This window comes from Streptomyces sp. NPDC005492 (genome assembly GCF_040605995.1).
Classification (GTDB): Bacteria; Actinomycetota; Actinomycetes; order Streptomycetales; family Streptomycetaceae; genus Streptomyces.
In genome coordinates, this window is sequence record NZ_JBEXDX010000012.1 from 48,141 (window position 1) to 65,182 (window position 17,042).

Below are 17,042 nucleotides of genomic sequence, written 5' to 3' on the forward strand. Positions count from 1 at the left end.
GGCTGGGAACGAGTTGTGTTACCCGGGGTTACCCAAGTGCCTTCGGGCCTACGGTGACGACCGCCCCGATGACGATCACCGCCGGCGGCTTCACGTCCTCGGTGCGCGCGGTCTCGCCGACCGTCGCGAGGGTCGCGTCCACCCGGCGCTGGGCGGCGGTCGTGCCCTCCTGGACCAGGGCGACCGGGGTGTCCGCTGGCTTCCCGTGCGCGATCAGGGTCTCGGCGATCTTCCCGATCTTGTCGACGCCCATGAGGACCACCAGCGTGCCGGTGAGCTTCGCGAGGGACGGCCAGTCGACCAGGGAGCGCTCGTCGTCAGGGGCGACATGGCCGCTGACCACCGTGAACTCGTGTGCGACCCCGCGATGGGTGACCGGGATACCGGCCGCGCCCGGCACCGAGATCGAACTGGAGATGCCGGGGACCACGGTGCACGGGATGCCGGCCTCGGCCAGCGCCTGGACCTCCTCCATCCCGCGGCCGTAGACGAACGGGTCGCCGCCCTTCAACCGGACCACCGACTTGCCCTGCTTGGCGTGTTCGATGAGCGCGTTGTTGATGGCCTCCTGGGCCATGTAGCGGCCGTAGGGGATCTTCGCCGCGTCGATCACCTCGACGTGCGGGGGGAGTTCGGCGAGGAGGTCGCGGGGGCCGAGGCGGTCGGCGATGACGACGTCGGCCTCGGCGAGGAGGCGGCGGCCGCGGACCGTGATCAGGTCCGGGTCGCCGGGGCCGCCGCCGACGAGAGCGACGCCCGCGGTGCGGGTGCGGTGGTGCGGGGCGACGAGGGTGCCGTCGCGCAGGCCCTCGACGACCGCGTCGCGGATGGCGGCGGTGTGGCGGGGGTCCCGGCCGCGCGCGTCCGTGGTGAGTACGGCGACGGTGACGCCCTCGCTGTGGCCGGTCGCCGGGGTCCAGGCGGTGGCCTGGTCGGCGTCGTCCGAGCGGACGCACCAGACGCGGTGGGCTTCCGCCTCCGCGGAGGCCGCGGTGTTGGCGGCGGTGTCGCTGGTCGCGATCAGGGCGTACCAGGCGTTCGCCAGGTCGCCGTCCGCGTACGGGCGTCGCTCCCAGGCGATCTCCCCCGCGTCCGCCATCGCCTCGACGGACGGGGTCGCCTCCGGGGAAACGAGCAGGATGTCAGCGCCGGCCGCGATCAGTGCCGGCAGACGGCGCTGGGCGACCTGGCCGCCACCGAGGACGACGACCCTGCGGCCGGTGAGGCGGAGGCCTACGGGGTAGGCGGGGTTTTCGGCCATGAGGGTGCGGCTCCTCTTTTCGACGTGCGGTGGCCCTGACGTGCAGATTTTACGGGCAGGGCGCTACGGCGGCTCAGCCGGTCCACTGGCTGAGCCGCCGTAGTCGACTGCGGGCGGGATTACTTTTCCGTCACTCCCGCGGAATCGAAGGTCGCCACCTCGTGCATCGCTCGCGCCGTGCTCTGCACCAGCGGCAGGGCCAGCAGCGCGCCGGTGCCCTCGCCGAGGCGGAGGTCGAGGTCGACCAGGGGGCGCAGGCCGAGCTTGTTGAGCGCGGCCACATGGCCGGGTTCGGCGCTGCGGTGGCCCGCGATGCAGGCCGCGAGGACCTCGGGCGCGATCGCCCGGGCCACCAGAGCCGCGGCGCCCGCGCTGACGCCGTCCAGGATCACCGGCGTACGCAGGGAGGCGCCGCCGAGCAGCAGACCGACCATGGCCGCGTGCTCGAAACCCCCGACCGCGGCGAGGACGCCGATGGGGTCGGCCGGGTCCGGCTGGTGGAGTTCGATCGCGCGGCGCACGACCTCCGTCTTGCGGGCCAGGGTCTCGTCGTTGATGCCGGTGCCCCGGCCGGTGACCTCGGCGGGGTCGACGCCCGTGAAGACCGAGATGAGGGCGGCCGAGGCGGTGGTGTTGGCGATGCCCATCTCGCCGGTGAGCAGGGCCTTGTTGCCGGCCGCCACCAGGTCGCGGGCCGTCTCGATGCCCACCTCGATGGCCTGCTTGGCCTCCTCGCGGGTCATCGCGGTACCGGTCGTCATGTCGGACGTACCGGCACGGATCTTGCGGGGCAACAGGCCGGGGGTAGCCGGGAGTTCGGACGCCACGCCCACGTCCACGACGCACACCTCGGCGCCCACCTGACCCGCGAAGGCGTTGCAGACCGCGCCGCCGCCGAGGAAGTTGGCCACCATCTGGGCCGTCACCTCCTGCGGCCAGGGCGTGACGCCCTGCGCGTGCACGCCGTGGTCGCCCGCGAAGATCGCGACGGCCGCGGGCTCCGGGATCGGCGGCGGGCACTGCCGGGACAGGCCGGAGAGCTGCGCGGAGATGATCTCCAGCATGCCGAGCGAGCCCGGCGGCTTCGTCATCCGCTTCTGGCGTTCCCACGCCTCGCCGAGCGCCTTCGCGTCCAGCGGGCGGATCCCGGCGACGGTCTCGGCGAGCAGATCGTGCGGGTCCTCGCCGGGCAGCGCCCGACGGCCGTACGTCTCCTCGTGCACGACCCACGACAGCGGACGGCGCTTGGACCAGCCGGCCTGCATCAGCTCGGGCTCTTCAGGGAACTCGTCGACGTAGCCGACGCAGAGGTACGCGATGACCTCCAGGTGCTCCGGCAGACCGAGGGCACGGACCATCTCGCGCTCGTCGAAGAAGCTGACCCAGCCGACACCGAGGCCCTCGGCACGGGCCGCGAGCCAGAGGTTCTCGACGGCGAGGGCGGCGGAGTACGGCGCCATCTGCGGCTGCGTGTGGCGGCCCAGCGTGTGCCGGCCGCCGCGGGTCGGGTCGGCGGTGACGACGATGTTCACCGGGGTGTCGAGGATGGCCTCGATCTTCAGTTCCTTGAACTGCTTGGCGCGGCCCTTGGGCAGCGACTTGGCGTACGCCTCACGCTGGCTCTGGGCGAGTTCATGCATGTTCCGGCGGGTGTCGGCGGAACGGATGACCACGAAGTCCCACGGCTGGGAGTGGCCGACCGACGGCGCCGTGTGCGCCGCCTCGAGCACCCGCAGCAGTACGTCGTGCGGGATCGGGTCACTGCGGAAGCCGTTGCGGATGTCCCGGCGCTCGCGCATCACCTTCAGCACGGCCTCGCGCTCGACGTCGTCGTAACCAGGTGCGGCCGGGCCGGTGGACTCGCGTACCTCTTCCACTACGGCCGTGCTCTCTTCTTCCTGGTCGGCGGCCCGGGTGTCCAGGTCGTCCGCGTGCTGTACGAGTTCGGGCTCGGGGTCGGGCTCGGGGTCGGCCTCACGAGGGCCGGGGACCACGGCGAAGGGCTCCTCGGCGACGCTCTGCTGCTCCGGTGCCTCCGGTGCGGGGAAGACCTCCGCGGGGAGCGTGAGGGGGTGCGGCGGGGTCGGCGCGAGGTGCGGGGTGGTCGGCACGGAGCCCTCCACCGGCACGAAGTGGCCCAGCGAGTCGTCCGGTTGGGGCTGGGGCTCCAGCTCCAGTTCCGGCTCCGGCTCCAGTTCCGGCTCCGGGGCGGGGAGTTCGACGAGGAAGGGGGGTTCTACAAACTCCGTGGCCTCCGCGGGCTCCGTCGCATGGTCCTCGATTACGACGGGCTGCGGGGCCTGTACGACTTCGGGCTCGGGTTCGGGTTCGGGTGTGGGTTCAGGCTCCGGCAAGGGCTCGGGCTCGACCACGGCCTCGGGTTCTTCGACTTCGGCCTCGGGGACGAGCGGGGCCTCAACTGCCGCCGGAGCGGCTGGAGTCAGCTCGATCTCCGGCTCCGGCTCCGGAATGGCTACGACTTCAGGGGCCTGGTCGGTGACGCCAGGAGTGACATCGTGCTCGTTCCCAGCAGCGAACCCGGCGTCGTAGACCTCTTCAACTCCCGCCACGGCAACGGGCTCCGGCTCGGGCACGGAAGCCTCCGCGACCGCCACCGCGTACACCTGCCCGTGCTCCTGCCACGCCTCTCCGGCGTCGGGAGCCTGCGTGATGTCCCCGTCTGCGACCGGAACAGGGACCGGGACCGGATCCGCAGCCGGCTCGGGCACGACGATCCCCGCGTCCACGGCCGTGGCGACGCTCGCGCCGAGCACCTCCTCGGCCGGTGCCACGGCAGCTGGCTCCACGCTCGGTTCGCTTACGGGAACAACCGTTTCGGCAGGCTGCGCCTCCGCGCCCACCGGAGGCTGGACGCCCCAGGGAGCCGCGCCCTGCGGAGGCAGATCGCGGAGCTGGGGTGCGTCGAAGTACTCGGGGCCGGTCGCCGGCGGGCCGGGCTGCCGTACCGGCGCGCCCGCGGGCCCCCGGTCGGCGAGGGAGCGGACCGGGCTCGCGGAGGTGTCCGGGAGGGGCGGGCCGAGGTGCAGCGGGCGGCGCGGGGTGACCGGCGCGGGCGGCTGTTCGGTCAGCCGGACGCCGCTGAGGTCGACGGAACCGCTGTCACGGCCGGCCGTCTCGTGCGGGCCGGGCTCGTGGACGGCCTCGACGACGGGCTCGGGGGCCGGGGGCGGGACCTCGTTGCCCCAGGCGCCCTGGGCGCCCGGCAGCAGCAACAGGTCTTCGTCCTCGGCGGTGCTCTCGGAGAGGTAGGCGTACGCGCCGTGTGCGGGAACGCTCGGCTGTTCCACCATGCCTGCGTTCTCCGGCAGCCCCTCGGCCGGGACCTGGCCGGTGTCGGTCATGCGTACCCCTCGCCCATCGGTTAGTGCTTCTACGACCCGCTCACCGGGAACGGCGCACCGACCGCCCCTGATGGAGAACGAGCGTGCCTGTCCAGCGGCACGAACGACCCGACGCCAAAAAGCGACAAAGCAATTTAGACGACAAAGCCATTGCCTGGCATTGTCGCGGCCGTTCGGCCGTCGCGACAGCTTGACCCGCGACAGCCCGCTGTGGACTGCGCCACGTTGCGCATCCCCCGGTTCCGCCGTACCACACTCGCCCCAAAACGGGCGGGTTTTCCGGACATTGACGAACGAAGTGCCGGGTCACCCGATGCGGTACAACAGTCCGCCAGCCTACCGCGCGCAGTACGACAACAGGATCACGGGGACGGTACGAGGGGTCAGGAAACGCGCTCCGGCAGGAGGCCGCTGAGCAGGAACGCGACGCTCCGCTCCGTCTCCGTCCAGGCCCTGGTGTCGAGTTGGACGGACTGGAGGAGGGCGCACTCGACGTGGTAGCCGTGCTCCGTGAGGTCGCGGCCGACGAGTTCGGCCTCGTCGCGGGTCGAGGCGTGCGCCACGATGCGCTGCGGGCGCCGGTCGGCGACCGCGGAGACGACGGCCACTCCCCCGCCGCCGACGCGTACGACGTCGGGTTCGGGGAGGTTCTCCAGGATGTGCGGGGCGTCGCCCTGGACGATCTGGAGGTGCACGCCGAAGCTACGGGCCGCGGAGTCGGTGCGGGTGCAGGCCTGGGTGTCGCGGTCGACGGCGATGACGGCGGCTCCGGCGCGGGCCGCCTCGATGGCGAAGGCGCCGCTGCCGCAGCCGATGTCCCACACGAGGTCTCCGACGCGCGGGCCGAGGCGGGCGAGTTGGGCGGCCCGGAGCAGATCCGTCTCACCCTCGCCCGGTTGACCTCCGTAGGCCTCGGCGGGAAGGGTCCAGCCGCGGGCGACGGCGGCCGGGTCACGGCCGGCGATCCAGCCCTCGCCCGCGACGGTCGTGACGGCGGGTCCGGCCGGGCCGCCGATGACGATGACGACGTTGGGGTCGCGCCAGGTGCGGTCGGCGGCCTTGTCGGAGGTGAGGACGGTGACCTGCTCGCGCTCGGTGCCCAGTTCCTCGCAGATGACGAAGGTGCGGTGGACGCCCTCCATCAGCAGGCCGAGTTCGGCGGGGCCGGCGCCCGGTGAGGTGAGAACGGCGACTTTTGCATGGGCCCGGCATACGTTCACCGCGCGTCGCAGGGTGCGCCGGTGTGCGACGACCACCTGTGCGTCGTCCCAGGGCATACCGGCCCGGGCGAAGGCGGCGGCCACGGAGGAGACGGCCGGGACGACCTCTACCTCCAGGCCGAACTCGGGGGCGCGCAGGCTGCGTACGACGCCGAAGAAGCCCGGGTCGCCGTCGGCGAACACGACGGCGGTGCCGCGGTGTCCGGCGATCCGGCGGGCGGCGAGGGCGACGCTGCCGAGGCGGATGCGCTCGGCGCGCTGCGGCACCTCGGGGAGCGCGAGATGGTGGGGCGCGCCGGCCACCAGGCTGGCCGCGGCGAGTGCGGAGCGTGCCGCGGCGGTCAGCGGAGAGCCGTCCCAGCCGATCACCGTGACGCGGTCGGCCATCGTCGTCAGTCTCCAGGGGTTCTTCGCAGGTCGTCGGGAAAAGCGGCCCGTACGCGGGCACCGTGAGGGTACCTGGTGCGACCGGGCGGTGCTCCCGGGGTCGTACCCGCCGGTTTCAGTTCCAGTCGGCGAGTGACGTGAAACCGTCGGCGTCGGCGAGCTGTTCGGCCGTGCCCTCCAGGTCCTCCGGGAGGAGGCTCCACACGATGAAGTCGGTGCGGACGTCGGACCAGGTGCCGTCGTCGGCGCGGACGTGCGCTATGCACGCGCCCCGCAGGACGCCCTCGCTGATGCAGCCGATCTTCTGGGCCACCTGTTGGGAGGCGGTGTTGTCGGCGGCGGTGCGCAGTTCGATGCGCTCCAACTTCTGGTCCCCGAACAGCCATTGGGCGGTGGCGAGGGCGGCTTCGGAGGCGTAGCCCTCGCCGCGGGCCCAGGGCGCGATGACGTACGACAGCTCGGTGGAGCGAACGTGCCAGTTGGTCTTGGCGAGTTGGACGACGCCGACCAGGCGCTGGGTGAGGAACTCGGTGACGGCGAGGTCGAGGCCGCGGCCCGAAGTCCGTTCGGTGGGCGCGTACTCGGTGATCCAGCGGCGGGCCCGGTCCTCGGTGAACGGCTGGGGGACATCGGTCCAGGCCCCGACCTGTTCGTCGTTCATCATCTCGGTCAGGGCGGAGATGTCGTCCTCGTCGAGGGGCCGCAGCACCAACCGCTCCGTGCTGATGGAGATGTTGGGGAAGGTGCTAGTCATGCGCCGCTCCGTAACCGTTGGAAAATGTTCAGGGCCCCCTGAACTGCCCAGCATGCAGCATGAAAGCACCCAACCGCACCACGGGGTCCACCCAAGGTGAGTGGGTGGACCCGGTGAGTTGCGGCGAGTTGTCTACAAGGCGACTCAGAAGGACGGGATGACCGAGCCGTCGTACTTGTCCTCGATGAACTTCTTGACCTCGGGCGAGGTGAGGAGCTTCGCGAGCTTCTTGACGCGCGGGTCCTTCTCGTTGCCCTTCTTCACGGCGAGGAAGTTGCCGTAGGGGTTGTTCGTCGCGGACTCCAGGACGATGGCGTCCTTGGCGGGCTTCAGGCCCGTGGAGATGGCGTAGTTGCCGTTGATGACGGCCGCGTCGACGTCGTCCAGGGAGCGCGGGGTCTGGGCCGCCTCCAACTCCTTGAACTTGAGGTTCTTGGGGTTCTTGGTGATGTCGGCGGGGGTCGCCTCGTTGCCGACACCGGCCTTGAGGGTGATCAGCTTGTTGGCCGCGAGCAGCTTCAGGGCGCGGGCCTCGTTCACGCTGTCGTTCGGGACGGCGATCGTCGCGCCGCTCTTGAGGGCGTCGGCGCTCTTGACCTTGTGGGAGTAGAGGCCGAGCGGCTCCAGGTGGACCGTGACGACGGGCACGATGTGGGTGCCGTTCTTCTTGTTGAAGTCGTCCAGGTACGGCTGGTTCTGGAAGTAGTTGGCGCCCACGGACCCGTCCTCGGTCGCCGTGTTCGGCGTGACGTAGTCGGTGAACTCCTTGACCTCCAGGTCGAGTCCCGCCTTCTTCGCCAGGTGGTCCTTGACGTAGTCGAGGATCTCGGCGTGCGGGGTGGGGCTCGCGGCGACGACCAGCGGTCCGCTGTAGTCGGAGGACGCGGAGGAGCCCTTGTCCGAACCGCAGGCCGAGAGCGCGAAGGTGAGGGCTCCGGCGGCGAGGACGGCGGTGGTGATCTTGGCGGTGTTGCGCACGAAAAGTGCCTTTCCTGAGGGGTGTTGCTGCCCCGCGGTGGGTGGTGCGGGGAGTCTGTGGGGATACGGGGTACCGGGGTGCCTACGCGGCCTTCAGCAGCCGGAGCCTCGGCGCGGGACCGGAGCGTCCGCCGCGCCGGTGCAGCGAGCGGGCCGCGTAGTCGCCGGCGAACTGGATGAGGGAGATGACGACCGCGAGGATCGCCACGGTGATCCACATCAATTGGGTCTCGAAGCGCTGGTAGCCGTAGCGGATGGCGATGTCGCCGAGGCCGCCGGCGCCGACCGTGCCGGCCATCGCGGAGTAGCCGATGAGCGCGACGATCGTGGTGGTGGTGCTGGAGATCAGCGAAGGCAGGGACTCCGGTACGAGGACCTTGCGCACGATGGTCCAGGTGTTGCCGCCCATCGACTGCGCGGCCTCGACGAGCCCGCCGTCCACTTCGCGGACAGCCGTCTCGACAAGGCGCGCGAAGAAGGGAATCGCCCCGATCGCGAGCGGCACGATGGCGGCCTCGCGGCCGATGGTCGTGCCGGTGATGGTCCGGGTGAAGTTCATCAGCGCGACCATGAGGATGATGAACGGCAGCGAGCGGGCGATGTTCACGATCTGCCCGATGACCTTGTTGGCGGCGACGTTCTGGAGGAGTCCGCCGCGGTCGGTCAGCACGAGCAGGACGCCGAGCGGGAGCCCGCCGACGACGGCGATGACCGTGGACCAGCCGACCATGTAGAGCGTGTCCCAACACGCCTGGGACAGCAGGGGCTGCATCTCGGACCAGCTCACTTGGCACCTTCCTTCAGCAGTACGGGCTCCTGGCCCAACACGTCGATCTGCAGGCCCTGTTCGCGCAGGAAGCCGATCGGCACGACGTTGTCCTCGTAGCGGCCGGGCAGTTCGATGCGCATACGGCCCACCTGGAGTCCGCCGACGGTGTCGATGGCGGCGCCGAGGATCGAGATGTCGATGTTGTAGGTGCGCGAGAGCTGGGAGATGACGGGCTGGGTGGCGGCCTCGCCGTGGAAGGTGACGTCGACGACGGTCCGGTCCTCGCCGTGCGCCTCGCCGCTGACCGGGAACAGTGCGGAGGCCAGCTCGGAGCCCGGGGTCGCGAGGAGTTCGCTCACGGTGCCCGCCTCGACGATGCGCCCGTTCTCCATGAGGGCGGCCGAGTCGCAGATCGACTTCACGACGTCCATCTCATGGGTGATGAGCAGGACGGTGAGGCCCAACTGCCGGTTCAGGTCGCGCAGCAGTTGGAGGATCGAGCGGGTGGTCTCCGGGTCGAGGGCGCTGGTGGCCTCGTCGGAGAGCAGCACCTTGGGGTCGCCGGCCAGGGCGCGGGCGATGCCGACGCGCTGCTTCTGACCGCCGGAGAGCTGCGCCGGGTAGGCCTTGGCCTGGTCGGCGAGTCCGACGAGGTCGAGCAGTTCGAGTGCCTTGCGCGAGCGCTCCTTGCCCGAGGTGCCGAGGATTTCGAGCCGCAACTCGACGTTGTCCTGCACGGTCCGCGAGGAGAGCAGGTTGAAGTGCTGGAAGACCATGCCGATACGGCTGCGCGCCTGCCGGAGTTCGCGTCCGGCCCGGGGTCCGCGCCCGGCGAGGGCGGTGAGGTCCTGTCCGGCGACGGTGACCGTGCCGGCGGTGGGCTTCTCCAGCAGGTTCACGCAGCGGATGAGCGAGGACTTGCCGGCGCCGGACTGGCCGATGACGCCGTACACCTCGCCTTCGCGGACGTGGAGATCGACGCCGTCGAGGGCGGTGACCTCACGGCCTCGCGAGCGGTAGACCTTGGTCAGGCCCGATGTGGTGATCACTGGGATTCCATGACTGTCGAGTACGCGGGCGTGGGTGTGCCCTGGTACGGGAGGGAAAATGTGCGCGGGGCAGGAGTCACCTACGGCGTTCGGCGCGGGGACATGCCACGACGGCTCGCTTCGGGGCGCGAGGCGGGGGTGGTGCGGGGGCCCTCTAGAAGGCGCACATTCGACACATACAACGAGCACCGGGCGTCAGGGTCGCCTCGGTCGCAAAGGTGCGGCTGCTCGTCGTGGTCATGGAATCAGTAAACCAGACGTACGGTCCTGACAACGGGCCGCTGTCCGCATGCCGGACAGTGGCGGACGGCCGTCAGCGGCGCTCGGAGATCTCCACTCCCCCGTCGCTGACCAGCGCGGACAAGGCCGAGAGGTTGTCGACGACCAGGTCGGCGTCCAGCTCGTGGGCCTGGTGGGTTGTGGCCAATGCCACGGTGATCATTCCGGCCGCGCGGCCCGCCTGGAGGCCCGCCGGGGCGTCCTCGAAGACGACACAGCGGGCCGGGTCGACGCCCAGTTGGCGGGCGGCGAGGAGGTAGGGCTCGGGGTCGGGCTTGCCGCGCGTGACGTCCTCGGCGACCACGAGGGTCTTGGGGAGGATGCCCGCGTGGGCGAGCCGGGCCTCGGCCAGCCTGCGGGTGGCGGAGGTGACGACGGCCCAGCGGTCGGCGGGCAGCGAGTCGAGGAAGTCCCTGGTGCCGGGCAGCAGGGTCGCGCCGCCGTTGGGCACGTCCTCCACCTCCAGCGCCTCGATCCGCGCGACCGCCGCCGGGACGACGTCGGCGGGCAGCAGGTCGGCGGCTATCGCCACGGCGGTCCGTCCGTGCAGCTCGACCCGCGCGAAGTCCTCGGCGGTGATCCCGAACTCCGCCGCCCACCGGGTCCAGCACCTGCGCACGGATTCGAGGGAGGAGACGAGTGTGCCGTCGTTGTCGAACAGGAGGGCCTCAGCGTGGATCTTCATGTTCCCGACCCTACGGTCACCTGCCTTTTGGCCCGTAATAGGGTCACTGCATGCTTGATGCCCTGACGCTGGTGACCGGTGTCGCCGCGCTGCTGCTCGCCGCCTGGACCGGGTGGGCGGCCTACCGCGATCAGTCGACCAAGGACTGGCACTTCATCGGGATGGCCGTGGTCACCCTGCTGGCCACCGTCCAACTGGTCATCGGCATCGTGCAGTTGGCGCGCGGCGAGAAGGCCGAGCAGGGCACGGCGATCTTCGTGGCGTATCTCCTGGGCGCGTTCGCGGCCGTCCCTGCGGCCGGTTTCATGTCGCTGGCGGAGCGCACCCGCTGGGGTTCGGCGACGGTCGCGGCCGGCGCCGTGGTCCTCGCCGTGCTCGAAGTCCGGCTCTACGACATCTGGGGAAGCTGAGATGACAGCCGTGGAAGACACCGTGGAAGAGAAGCCGAAGCGGCTCATCGGCGGGCCCGGCATGCTGCTCGTCTGGTTCTACGGCGTGATGGTCGTCGGCGCGGTGTCGCGCTCCGTCTACCAGATCGCCACCGACTTCGACCGGGCCCCGCTCGCCTACTCGCTGTCGGCCGTCGCGGGTGTGGTGTACGGCTTCATCACGTACTCCCTGATCCGCGGCGGGGAGCGGGCCCGCAGGGCGGCACAGGCGTGCTGCGCCGCCGAACTCGCGGGTGTCCTGATCGTGGGCACGCTGACCGTGATCGACAGCTCGGCCTTCCCGGACGCGACGGTCTGGTCGTACTACGGCGCGGGGTACATCTTCATCCCCGTGCTGCTGCCGTTGTCCGCGCTGTACTGGCTCCGGAAGAACCGAGCCGACACCGTCACGCAGTAGCTACGTACGCCTCGACCGGCTTCTCCAGGACGATCATCGGTACGCCGTCGTCACCCTGGGAGGTGCCCACGGTCTCGTAGCCGACGCGCCGGTACAGGCGGAGGTTGCCCTCGCTGCGGTGGCCGGTGTGGAGGCGGAACTTCTTGGCGCCGCGCTCCCCGGCAAGGGCGGCTTCGGCCGCGCGGAGGAGGCGGGCGCCGATGCCGTGACCCTGGAGGCGCGGGTGGACGCAGAGTTTGCCGATGGCCGCGGCGCCGTCCTCCGTCACCGTGCCGCGGACCGAGCCGACCACCTCCTCGCCGAGCCGCGCGACGAAGACGCAGTCCGAGCCGACCTCGGCACGGACGGAGTCGAGACTCTGGACGAGCGGGTCGATGCGGTAGTTGCCGTACAGCGCCGCCTCGCTCTGGAAGCACAGGTACTGCAGCCTGAAGATCTGCTCTGCGTCCTGCTCGGTCGCCACCGAGATGGTCACGCTCATGCCCATGTGCGCACGCCTCCCGCTCACCTGATCGCTTTTTGGTTTCTCACTCCTATCCCCGTGCTTCGAGGGCCGCAACCTCCGGCGTCAGCAATCGCCGAAGACATCCCAGACATCTGGAACGTTCCGGGCCGAGACTGCCCTGTGAGATACCCAACTCCCCCGCGATCTCACGGTAGGTGAGGTCCTTGGGTGACAGCAGCGCCTCCATCAGTCGCGGGCACCGGCCGGGCAGCCGGCGCACCGCGTCGTGCAGCGCGCGATGCCTCGCCGCAGCGAGGGCGGTCTGTTCGGGGCCGCGGTCGCCGTCCTCGACGGGAACATCGCCGTACGACTGCTCGAGGCGAGCCGTGCGGCGGGTGCGGCGGGCCTCGGAGCGGACCGCGCGGCGCAGCCAGCGCTGGGGGTCGACCGGTGGGCCGGAGGCGTCGAGGCGTTCCAGGAGGCGGAGCCACACGGCCTGTTCGAGGTCTCCCGGCTCGGTTCCGGAGGCATATGCCTCGGCGGAGGCCTCGGCCGCGAGCAGTGGGCGCAAGGTGGCGACGAGTTGATGTGTCATATGCGGCACGACGCGGCCGCCCCGGCACAAGGTTGCCGGGGCGGCCGTCTGTCACTCCAACGGGGCGCGGGGCTCAGCCGTTGACGAAGTCCGCGCGGGCGAGCAGACCGGTGTCGGCGTTGTCGGTGAAGACACCGTCGATGCCGGTGGCGAAGTACCGCTGGAAGGCACCGAACGCGTCGCCGTAGGCGTCCACGGCCGTGCCCTTGCGGTACTCCAGCGGCAGGAAGGGGTTCTCGTTGCGCATGGTGTAGGGGTGCAGGATCAGGCCCGCCTTGTGCGCGTCGGCGACCAGGGTGGTCTCCTTGTTCAGGCTGCCGTCGGCGTTCTTCGTGATGATCAGGTCGAGGGTCGGGCCGATGCCCTGCGCGTACGTCGCGATCTCGGCGAGGCCCTTGGGGGTGATCAGGTCGTCGACCTTGCGCGGGTCGCCCAGGTCGATGAAGTCGAAGGGCTGGGTGCCCGTGCCGGACAGCAGCACCGCGAGGTTGTTGTCGACCAGCTTGCTGATCTTCTGGATGCCGGTCGGCTCAAAGCACTGGATGAGGACCGGCGAGTTCCTGCGGTCCTTGCCGTGCTTGCGCAGGGCCTTCGCGAGGAGCTTGTCCATCTCGAAGCCGCGCTTGCGGAAGTAGGTGGGGTGCTTCATCTCGGGGTAGATCCAGACCTGCTTGCCGCGCTTACGGGTCTGCTCGTCCTGCCACTTGAGGACCTCTTCGAAGGTGGGGATCTCCCAGCGGCCGTTGTAGAGCGTGTTGTGCGGGCGGTTGGCCGGGATGCGCTCGATGGCGCGCAGGGTCTTCAGCTCGGCGAGCGTGAAGTCCTCGGTGAACCAGCCGGTGGTGGAGACGCCGTCGAGCACCTTGGTGGTCTTGCGGGAGGCGAACTCGGGGTGGTCGGCGACGTTGGTGGTACCGCCGATCTCCGGCTCGTGCCGGCAGACCAGGTGGCCGTCCTTGGTGGGGACGAGGTCACCGGCCTCGACGATGTCGGCACCCAGGTCGAGGGCCAGGTTGTACGAGCCGAAGGTGTGCTCGGGGCGGTAGCCGCTGGTTCCCCGGTGGCCGATGATCGTCGGCACGGGCAGGCTCTTCAACCCGCCGCCGTGCCCGCCCTTCCCGGTCGCCTCGGCGGCTCTCGCGCTGCCGGCCGGCCCCAGTGCGGCCACTCCCGCGCCGAGCACGGCCGCGCCGAGCAGCGCCCGCCGTCCGGTGCCGTTCACTCGCTCGTTCGGCCCCTGCGTTCCCTGCGTGTCCATGAATCCTCCTGGCGTCGCCCCGTCGCTGCGCGCCGATCGTAGGTGCGCGTACATGACCAACGGGAGACCTCGGCCGGAACACGGCGCCGACGCTGGATGTCGTACGCAAGGCGAGGTTTGACCCACCATCAGCAAGGAACGCGAGATGTGTCACAACATGGCGGCCCGGTTACGGGACGGCTCCGGCGCGCCACCGCAGGTAAACGGGCGTCAACACCGCGTAAGACTTGGGTGAACCCGATGTGCAATACCCCGGGCGCCGCGAGTATCGTCCTCACCTGCACAGACTTATATCGAACCCCTTGACACCGGAGGGCCCGTTGTCCCGCTTCGCGCTCATCAAGGCAGTGCTCGGACCGATCATGCGCCTGATGTTCCGCCCACGGGTGGAGGGTGTGGAGCACATCCCGGGCGACGGGCCGGTGATCCTGGCCGGGAACCATCTCACGTTCATCGACTCGATGATCCTGCCGCTGGTGTGCGACCGGCAGGTGTTCTTCATCGGCAAGGACGAGTACGTCACCGGCAAGGGCTTCAAGGGCCGCCTCATGGCGTGGTTCTTCACCGGCGTCGGCATGATCCCGGTGGACCGGGACGGCGCGAACGGCGGCGTCGCCGCACTGATGACCGGACGCCGCGTGCTGGAGGAGGGCAAGGTCTTCGGCATCTACCCCGAGGGCACGCGGTCCCCCGACGGCCGGCTGTACCGGGGCCGCACCGGCATCGCCCGCCTCACGATGATGACGGGCGCGCCGGTTGTTCCCTTCGCGATGATCGGCACGGACAAGTTGCAGCCGGGCGGTGCGGGGATCCCCCGTCCCGGGCGGGTCACCGTGCGGTTCGGTGAGGCGATGGAGTTCTCCCGGTACGAGGGGATGGACCGGGACCGCTATGTGCTGCGGGCCGTGACCGACTCCGTGATGACCGAGGTCATGCGGTTGTCGGGGCAGGAGTACGTGGACATGTACGCCACCAAGGCGAAAGCCGCCTAACCCTGGGGTGTGCTGTCCAACCGTTGGTCCCGCAGCATGAACCACGCCGCGACTGCCGTGGCCAGCAGGACGATCGCGCCCGCGCCCACCGCGATGGACAGGCCGTCCACGAAGGCCTCGCGGGCCGACGCCAACATCTGCTGAGCCGCCTCCCTCGGCATCCCGGCCGCCGCCTCCACCGCGCCGCCCAGTGACTCGTGCGCCCCGCTCGGGGTGCCCGTCGGGGCCGTGAAGTCCCGGTACACGCCCGTCACGATCGAGCCGAGTACGGCGATGCCGAGGGCCGCGCCGAGTTCGTACGCCGTCTCCGAGACCGCCGAGGCCGCGCCCGCCTGTTCCTTCGGTACGGAGGAGAGGATGACGTCGGCGGTCACGGTGAAGGAGAAGCCGGCGCCGACGCCGACCACCAGCAGCGCGGCGCCGAGGAGCGGGTAGCCGGTCGACCGGTCCACGGTGGTCAGGACGGCGAGGGCCAGGCCCACCGCCGCGAGACCGCCGGCGACGATCGCGCGGACCGAGAAGCGGCGGGCCGCCCGGCCCGCGACCAGGCCTGCCGCCACCGCGCCCATGGCTGCGGGGATTTCGGCGAGGCCTGCCTCGAACGGGCTGCGGCCCTGGACGAGTTGCAGGTACTGGGAGAGGAAGAAGACCAGCCCGGACAGTCCGAGGATGGTCAGCAGGTCGGCGAGGACCGCGCCGCTGAAGCCCCGGTTGCGGAACAGACGCATGTCCAACAGCGGTACGGGCATGGTGAGTTGGCGCCGCACGAAGCCGTACAGCGCGGCCACGCCGAGCAGGCCGGCGGCGGCCGTCGTAGCGGTGAAGCCGTGGGTCGCCGCCTCCTTGACCGCGTACACCGTGGCGATCATGCCGACCAGGGACAGGGTGACGCTGAGCAGATCCCAGGGCCCGGGGTTCGGGTTCTTCGACTCGGGGAGCGTCTTGATGCCGACCAGGACGAGGACCGCCATGACGGGCAGGTTGATGAGGAACACCGAGCCCCACCAGAAGTGTTCGAGCAGGAAGCCGCCCGCGACGGGACCGACTGCCGTACCGGCGGAGGCGGTTGCGCCCCAGATGCCGACGGCCAGGCTGCGTTCGCGCGGGTCGTGGAAGAGGTTGCGGATCAGGGCGAGGGTGGCGGGCATCAGGGTCGCGCCCGCGACGCCGAGCAACGCCCGGGCCAGGATCATCAACTCCGGTGTCGTGGCATAGGCGTTGAGAACCGAGATCGCGCCGAAGGTGGTGGCGCCGACGAGCAGGATGCGCTTGCGGCCTATTCGGTCGCCGAGGCTGCCCATCGACACCAGCAGACCGGCGATGACGAAGGAGTAGACGTCGCCGATCCACAGGAGTTGGGTGCCCGAGGGCTTCAAGTCCTCGCTGATGTAAGGGGTCGCGAGGCCCAGGACGGTCGCGTCCACGGCCACCAGCAGCACGGCGAGCACGAGGACGGAGAGCGCGAGCCAACGGCCCGGGCGCTTCTCCGTCTCCGTCGCGACAGCCGGCCGCAGGGTGCTGGTCATGATTCCTCTCTCCGTGTTTCATCTCTTCTGAGTGCTCCGCCGAGCAGCAGCTCGACGATCATGTGCGTGAAGTCGTTGGCGGCGACCCGGCCCTCCTGGACGGCCCAGGCGCCGGAGGCCATCAGGCCGTAGAGGGCCTCGGTGAGCCAGGCCGGGGTGAGGTCGATGCGGAACTCGCCGCTCGACTGGCCGCGCCGGAAGAGCGCGGCGATCCGGTCGTCGATGCGGGTCCAGCCCTCGTTCTGTCCCTCGCCCTCGAAGAGCTGGTTCTCGGTGTAGAGGAACGCGAGCAGGCCGGCCGCCGGCTCCAGCGCGCGCACCAGCCGCCGTACGGCGTCGCTCGCGGGCCCCTCGGCCAGGCGGGCCGTGTCCAGGGCCGCCTCGCACTCGGCGATACCGAGCGCCTCCAGCGCGCGGACCAGCGCGTCGCGCCCGGCGAACTGGCGGTGCAGGGTGGCCCGGCTGATTCCGGCCGCCCTGGCGACCTCGTCCATGGTGGACGTGGATTTCCGGGTGAGCAGGGCGGCTGCACTGCGCAGTACGTGGTCACGGTCGACGGCCATGAGACAACCATAACCCAGATGAGACAGTCATGTCTCATCATGGGCATGTGTGACTCATGGCTCGGGGTGCATC

16 protein-coding genes are annotated in these 17,042 nt (G+C 70.5%); 3 read left to right on the forward strand and 13 right to left on the reverse strand.

All coding sequences use genetic code 11. From position 1 onward, the window contains the following. Positions 1-28 precede the first annotated feature (28 nt). The 8 genes from cobA to ABZT04_RS18535 form a co-directional block, all read right to left on the reverse strand. Positions 29-1,261 carry a uroporphyrinogen-III C-methyltransferase gene (gene cobA, locus ABZT04_RS18500; RefSeq protein ID WP_356057660.1) on the reverse strand — a complete coding sequence of 411 codons (1,233 nt, stop codon included), beginning with the start codon at positions 1,259-1,261 and terminating at the stop codon, positions 29-31. A gap of 119 nt (positions 1,262-1,380) precedes the next feature. After that, positions 1,381-4,623 carry a nicotinate-nucleotide--dimethylbenzimidazole phosphoribosyltransferase gene (gene cobT / locus ABZT04_RS18505; protein ID WP_356057661.1) on the reverse strand — a complete coding sequence of 1,081 codons (3,243 nt, stop codon included), beginning with the start codon at positions 4,621-4,623 and terminating at the stop codon, positions 1,381-1,383. Between the two features lie 383 nt (positions 4,624-5,006). Continuing rightward, on the reverse strand, positions 5,007-6,230 hold the full coding sequence (cbiE, locus tag ABZT04_RS18510; protein ID WP_356057662.1) for a precorrin-6y C5,15-methyltransferase (decarboxylating) subunit CbiE: 1,224 nt from the start codon (positions 6,228-6,230) through the stop codon (positions 5,007-5,009). A gap of 115 nt (positions 6,231-6,345) precedes the next feature. After that, a complete protein-coding gene (locus ABZT04_RS18515; protein WP_356057663.1) occupies positions 6,346-6,984 on the reverse strand; it encodes a GNAT family N-acetyltransferase in 639 nt (212 codons plus the stop codon). A gap of 144 nt (positions 6,985-7,128) precedes the next feature. Beyond that, a complete protein-coding gene (locus ABZT04_RS18520; RefSeq protein WP_356057664.1) occupies positions 7,129-7,962 on the reverse strand; it encodes a MetQ/NlpA family ABC transporter substrate-binding protein in 834 nt (277 codons plus the stop codon). An 82-nt stretch (positions 7,963-8,044) separates the two neighbouring features. Beyond that, positions 8,045-8,749, reverse strand: a complete 705-nt coding sequence (locus ABZT04_RS18525; RefSeq protein ID WP_356057665.1) for a methionine ABC transporter permease — start codon at positions 8,747-8,749, stop codon at positions 8,045-8,047. Beyond that, positions 8,746-9,780, reverse strand: coding sequence for an ATP-binding cassette domain-containing protein (locus tag ABZT04_RS18530; protein WP_356057667.1), 1,035 nt, complete (start codon positions 9,778-9,780; stop codon positions 8,746-8,748). The genes ABZT04_RS18525 and ABZT04_RS18530 overlap by 4 nt, the downstream gene beginning before the upstream one ends. A gap of 313 nt (positions 9,781-10,093) precedes the next feature. Continuing rightward, complete coding sequence (locus ABZT04_RS18535) at positions 10,094-10,744, reverse strand: HAD family hydrolase (protein ID WP_356057669.1); 651 nt, start codon at positions 10,742-10,744, stop codon at positions 10,094-10,096. Positions 10,745-10,794: 50 nt separating this feature from the next. Here ABZT04_RS18535 and ABZT04_RS18540 point away from each other — a divergent pair, with 50 nt between their 5' ends. Together ABZT04_RS18540 and ABZT04_RS18545 are read left to right on the forward strand one after the other, a co-directional pair. Beyond that, positions 10,795-11,154 (forward strand): hypothetical protein, encoded by a 360-nt coding sequence (locus ABZT04_RS18540; RefSeq protein ID WP_355919186.1) that lies wholly within the window; start codon positions 10,795-10,797, stop codon positions 11,152-11,154. A 1-nt stretch (position 11,155) separates the two neighbouring features. Continuing rightward, entirely contained in the window at positions 11,156-11,590 is a 435-nt protein-coding gene (locus ABZT04_RS18545; RefSeq protein WP_355919189.1) for a hypothetical protein, read from the forward strand. Here ABZT04_RS18545 and ABZT04_RS18550 read toward each other — a convergent pair. The 3 genes from ABZT04_RS18550 to ABZT04_RS18560 form a co-directional block, all read right to left on the reverse strand. After that, the gene (locus tag ABZT04_RS18550; protein WP_356057671.1) at positions 11,580-12,077 is read right to left on the reverse strand and encodes a GNAT family N-acetyltransferase; all 498 of its coding nucleotides are present in this window, start codon (positions 12,075-12,077) and stop codon (positions 11,580-11,582) included. The genes ABZT04_RS18545 and ABZT04_RS18550 overlap by 11 nt on opposite strands. A 46-nt stretch (positions 12,078-12,123) precedes the next feature. Continuing rightward, complete coding sequence (locus ABZT04_RS18555; protein ID WP_356057672.1) at positions 12,124-12,630, reverse strand: sigma-70 family RNA polymerase sigma factor; 507 nt, start codon at positions 12,628-12,630, stop codon at positions 12,124-12,126. A 73-nt stretch (positions 12,631-12,703) separates the two neighbouring features. Next, positions 12,704-13,888: a glycerophosphodiester phosphodiesterase gene (locus ABZT04_RS18560; protein ID WP_356057673.1), complete on the reverse strand. Its 1,185-nt coding sequence runs from the start codon at positions 13,886-13,888 to the stop codon at positions 12,704-12,706. Between the two features lie 302 nt (positions 13,889-14,190). On the opposite strand from ABZT04_RS18560, the gene ABZT04_RS18565 reads away from it, so the two are divergent. Continuing rightward, complete coding sequence (locus tag ABZT04_RS18565) at positions 14,191-14,880, forward strand: lysophospholipid acyltransferase family protein (RefSeq protein WP_356057675.1); 690 nt, start codon at positions 14,191-14,193, stop codon at positions 14,878-14,880. Here ABZT04_RS18565 and ABZT04_RS18570 read toward each other — a convergent pair. Together ABZT04_RS18570 and ABZT04_RS18575 are read right to left on the reverse strand one after the other, a co-directional pair. Continuing rightward, a complete protein-coding gene (locus ABZT04_RS18570) occupies positions 14,877-16,406 on the reverse strand; it encodes an MFS transporter (protein WP_356057676.1) in 1,530 nt (509 codons plus the stop codon). The genes ABZT04_RS18565 and ABZT04_RS18570 overlap by 4 nt on opposite strands. Then, positions 16,403-16,969 (reverse strand): helix-turn-helix domain-containing protein, encoded by a 567-nt coding sequence (locus ABZT04_RS18575; RefSeq protein ID WP_356057678.1) that lies wholly within the window; start codon positions 16,967-16,969, stop codon positions 16,403-16,405. Before ABZT04_RS18575 ends, ABZT04_RS18570 begins: the two co-directional genes overlap by 4 nt. Between the last annotated feature and the right edge of the window lie 73 nt (positions 16,970-17,042).